Origin of the sequence: Streptomyces sp. NPDC058773 (assembly GCF_042746015.1) — a bacterium.
In the GTDB taxonomy this organism is placed as follows: domain Bacteria; phylum Actinomycetota; class Actinomycetes; order Streptomycetales; family Streptomycetaceae; genus Streptomyces.
Genome location: NZ_JBHYPE010000096.1, coordinates 1 through 3,622, shown reverse-complemented (window position 1 = coordinate 3,622; position 3,622 = coordinate 1). Strand labels below are relative to the sequence as shown.

Annotated in this window: 3 protein-coding genes; all 3 read right to left on the bottom strand. The window is 69.0% G+C overall.

Translation table 11 applies throughout. The annotated features are described in order from the left end of the window. Positions 1 to 107 precede the first annotated feature (107 nt). A complete protein-coding gene (locus ACFW5B_RS35180) occupies positions 108 to 362 on the bottom strand; it encodes a hypothetical protein (RefSeq protein ID WP_386449175.1) in 255 nt (84 codons plus the stop codon). A gap of 457 nt (positions 363 to 819) precedes the next feature. Beyond that, positions 820 to 2,076, bottom strand: coding sequence for an activator-dependent family glycosyltransferase (locus ACFW5B_RS35175; RefSeq protein ID WP_386449172.1), 1,257 nt, complete (start codon positions 2,074 to 2,076; stop codon positions 820 to 822). Between the two features lie 20 nt (positions 2,077 to 2,096). Continuing rightward, positions 2,097 to 3,389: an activator-dependent family glycosyltransferase gene (locus tag ACFW5B_RS35170; RefSeq protein WP_386449169.1), complete on the bottom strand. Its 1,293-nt coding sequence runs from the start codon at positions 3,387 to 3,389 to the stop codon at positions 2,097 to 2,099. Between the last annotated feature and the right edge of the window lie 233 nt (positions 3,390 to 3,622).

Here is a 3,622-nt window from a genome sequence, read left to right as displayed (position 1 = left end):
CTGCACGCGCGCGGGGGGGTGGTGGCTGGTGTGCGGGCCGGCGTCTCGGGGGGGGGGGGGGTGGGGAGCGGTGGCTGGGGGCCGCACCACCGGGCCCGCGCTGTCCGTTATGCCGACAGCTTGCGACGCTTCTTCATCACCTCGAGCACACCGACGAGCACCGCCGCCACCACGATGACCAGGGCCGGCAGCACGATCGCCATCGTGCCGGTCCGCTCTCCGAATAAGGCCCGGAACAGGCCGCCGTGGTCGTCACTGGCGAGGTACTTCACGAGGGGCACCACGCCGAGTGGGATCGCGACCAGCACGGCGACGGTCTGCAACGCCTCGAAAACCTTGGACTGCTCCGAAGCTTTCACCATAAAGATCCCTCCATAGCCGAAATGATGCTTCGCACTGTACCAAAGTGACTTCCTCCGGCCGGTGAAAGGTTACTTCGTCAAATTCCCTGCAGGCGGGGTCCTTCGAAGGGAATGCGGGGAGAACTTTCGGCGTACCGGCCGGATTATGACGGGCGGTATGACCGCGCCGTGCAGGCCCGGACGTCCCCGGTCCGACCCGATGCCCGCGGAGCGTTGGATTCCGGTGCCAGGGTGAGCGGCTCGGTGACATGTGCGATTTCGACTGCCCGTCGGAATTCGATGCCGTCACCTGTTTGTCTGCCATTTCGGCTCCCCAGTCCGGTACGGAACCGAGGAGCGCGGCGAATTCCGCCGGCCCCCTCCGGTGACGCGTGAAGAGCGTGCACCGGCCCCGGACTCACCCCCGGAACCATGCACTCCGAAGGGCCCCGCAGCGGGTTTGTGCGGGCCCCTTCCGTCACCTGGCCAGCTCCTCCAGTACCGGGACGAGGTCCAGCGGCGTGGGCTCGGTCCGCATCTCGTCCCGCAGTCGCAGCGCATCCGCCCGGAAGGACCGCTCGTTCAGCAGCCGCAGCAGGTTCTCCCGGATGGCGGCGCCGTTCACCCGGCTCGCCTCCAGGGAGATGCCGGCGCCCCGGCCGGCGAACCGCCGTGCCAGCTCCGGGGCGTCGAACTCCCAGGGGAGGAGGAGCTGTGGAACGCCGTGCCGCGCGGTGGTGAGCAGCGTGCCCGACCCGCCGTGCTGGACGAACGCCGCACAGGTCGGCGCGAGCGCCTGCAGGGGAACGTACGGCACCAGCCGGGCATTGTCCGGGACCCTGGCCAGCTTCCGCTGCTCCGCCTCGGCGATGGTGGCGACGATCTCGATGTCGAGATCCGCCAGCGCGTCGAGGATCTCCTGCACCTCGATGTTGTAGCTGCCGAACCGGGCGATGTTGGTGATGCCGAGCGAGACCCCCACCCGGGGCCGCGCCGCCGGGGCCCGCAGCCATTCCGGCACGGTCGCCGGGCCGCCGTAGGGCAGGTACTGCATGGGCAGATACCGCAGCCCCGCGGCCGCCATACGCATCGAGCCGGGCAGCTGGTCGATGGTGAACTGACCGGTGATCAGGTCCTCGGTGAACGGGAAGCCGTACTTGTCCGCGTACCCGCCGAGCCAGTCCGCCAGGGGGTCGGCCGCGGTCGGGTCCACGTCGTCGGGCCGGTCCTTCTTCAGCCGCAGGAAGTGCTCGCGGGTGCGCCCGAAGATGTCAAGGCCCCACAGCAGCCGGCCGTGTGCCACACCGCAGGCCTCCGCCGCGACGGCGCCGGCGAAGGTGTTGGGTTCCCACAGCACCAGATCCGGGCGCCACTGCCGGGTGAAGTCGACCAGGTCCGGAATCATCGGCACGTTGGCCATCTTGTGCCACCAGCGCACGAGGAACTCATAGCCCGCCCGCATCGGCTCCCGGCCGGCCGTCTCCGGGGAGACCGCCACCTCGTACGGCTGCATCAGACCGGTCAGCAGGGACGCCGGCTTGTCGCTGAGCACCCGGTCGAACCCGTCGTCCCGGCCGACCGGTACCGCCGGCAGTCCGGCGTCCGTGATCACCTCGGTGAGGCTCGGGGGCGCGGCGACCCGTACGTCATGCCCGGAACTGCGCAGCGCCCAGGCCAGCGGCACCATGAACAGCAGCAGGCTCCGGTCCGCATACGTCGTGAAAAGTACCCGCATGGCTTCGCTCCCGGATCGGTTCAGGACCTGTAGTCATCAGCGAGGGCGACCAGCCGCGGCACCAGATCGCGCGGGGACGGCATGGCGAGCATCTCCTCGCGCAGGGCGCCCGCGGCGGCACCGAAGCCGGGCTCCGTCAGCAGCCGGAGGAGGTGGTGGCGCACCTTCTCACCGGTGACCTCCGTGTGGTGCTCCGTCAGTCCGGCTCCGTACGCGGCCAGCCTGGTGCCCGCCGGGCGGGCGTCGTACTGCTCGGGCAGGGTCAGCTGCGGAACCCCGGCCAGCGCGGTGGTGTTGACGGTGCCGAAGGCGCCGTGGTTGACCGAAGCGGCACAGCTCGGCATGAGCGCGTTGAGCGGTACGAACGACACCAGCCGGACATTGTCCGGCACCCGCCCCAGCTCGCTCTGGGCCTTCTCGGACACGGTCGCCACGATCTCGGCCTCCACGTCCGCCAGCGCGTCGAGAAGTTCGCCGATGCTGAACGGGTAGCCGCCGAAGCGCTGAGCGGAGACTCCGAGGGTCAGACAGACCCGGGGTTTCGAGAGGGGCTCCCGCAGCCATTCCGGAAGGACGGAAACCCCGTTGTACGGCACATAGCGCATCGGCAGGTAGGCGAGGTCCGCGGTCAGCTGCAAGGGTGCCGGATACTGGTCGATGGTGAACTGACCGGTGGTCATGTCCTCGGAGAATTCCGCACCGTATTGTTCCGCCAAGCCGGCAAGCCATTCTCCGAGCGGGTCCCGCCGGGCTCCCGCCGGCTGCTCTTCGCGCAGTTGAAGAAAACGTTCCCGGGTTTTCCCGAAGATGTCCAGACACCAGGGCATCCGGATATGGGCGGCGCCCACCGCCTTGGCCGCCACAACGCCCGCGTAGGTGGCCTGTTCCCAGATCACCAGGTCCGGCTTCCAGTGCTGCGCATAGGCCACCAGATCCTCGGTCATCGAGTCATTGACCATTTTGTACCAGCCCTGGACCACGGCCTCGTAACCGGATTGCAGAAACTCCCAGGAAAAGCCGTCCAGTGACCTGTCCGCGCTGTCGAACGGCGGCAGATGCACGCCCCGGACCTGCTGGTACAGCTCGGGGTAGGCCTGGGCGACCCGTGGATTCAGGAACCGCTCCAGGCCCCGCCACAGTTGATGGTCGGACCCCACCGGAACCGCGGTGAGCCCGCTCCCGGTGATCACCTCGGTGAGAGCCGGCTGGCTGGCCACCCGCACTTCATGACCGGCGCAGCTCAGCGCCCAGGCCAACGGCACCATCGCATGGAAGTGGGTTCGCTCCGAATAGGTGGCGAAAAGGATACGCATACCTGCTCCGCGGTCGACGGCGATTCTCGGTGGGCGCACCATGCTGAGGCGCTGCACCCGAAAAATCCAGCGAGGGCCCCGGGGAACCGGAATGGCCGCGGTATTTCCGGTTGTTGTGTGGGGGGGGGGGCGCCGCGGGGGGGCCCCCCCCCAAAAACCCCCCCCCCCCAAAATGTGGGGGGGGGGGGGGCCGGTGAGGTTTTAAACCCCGGGCGCCGCCCCCCCCCCGCCCC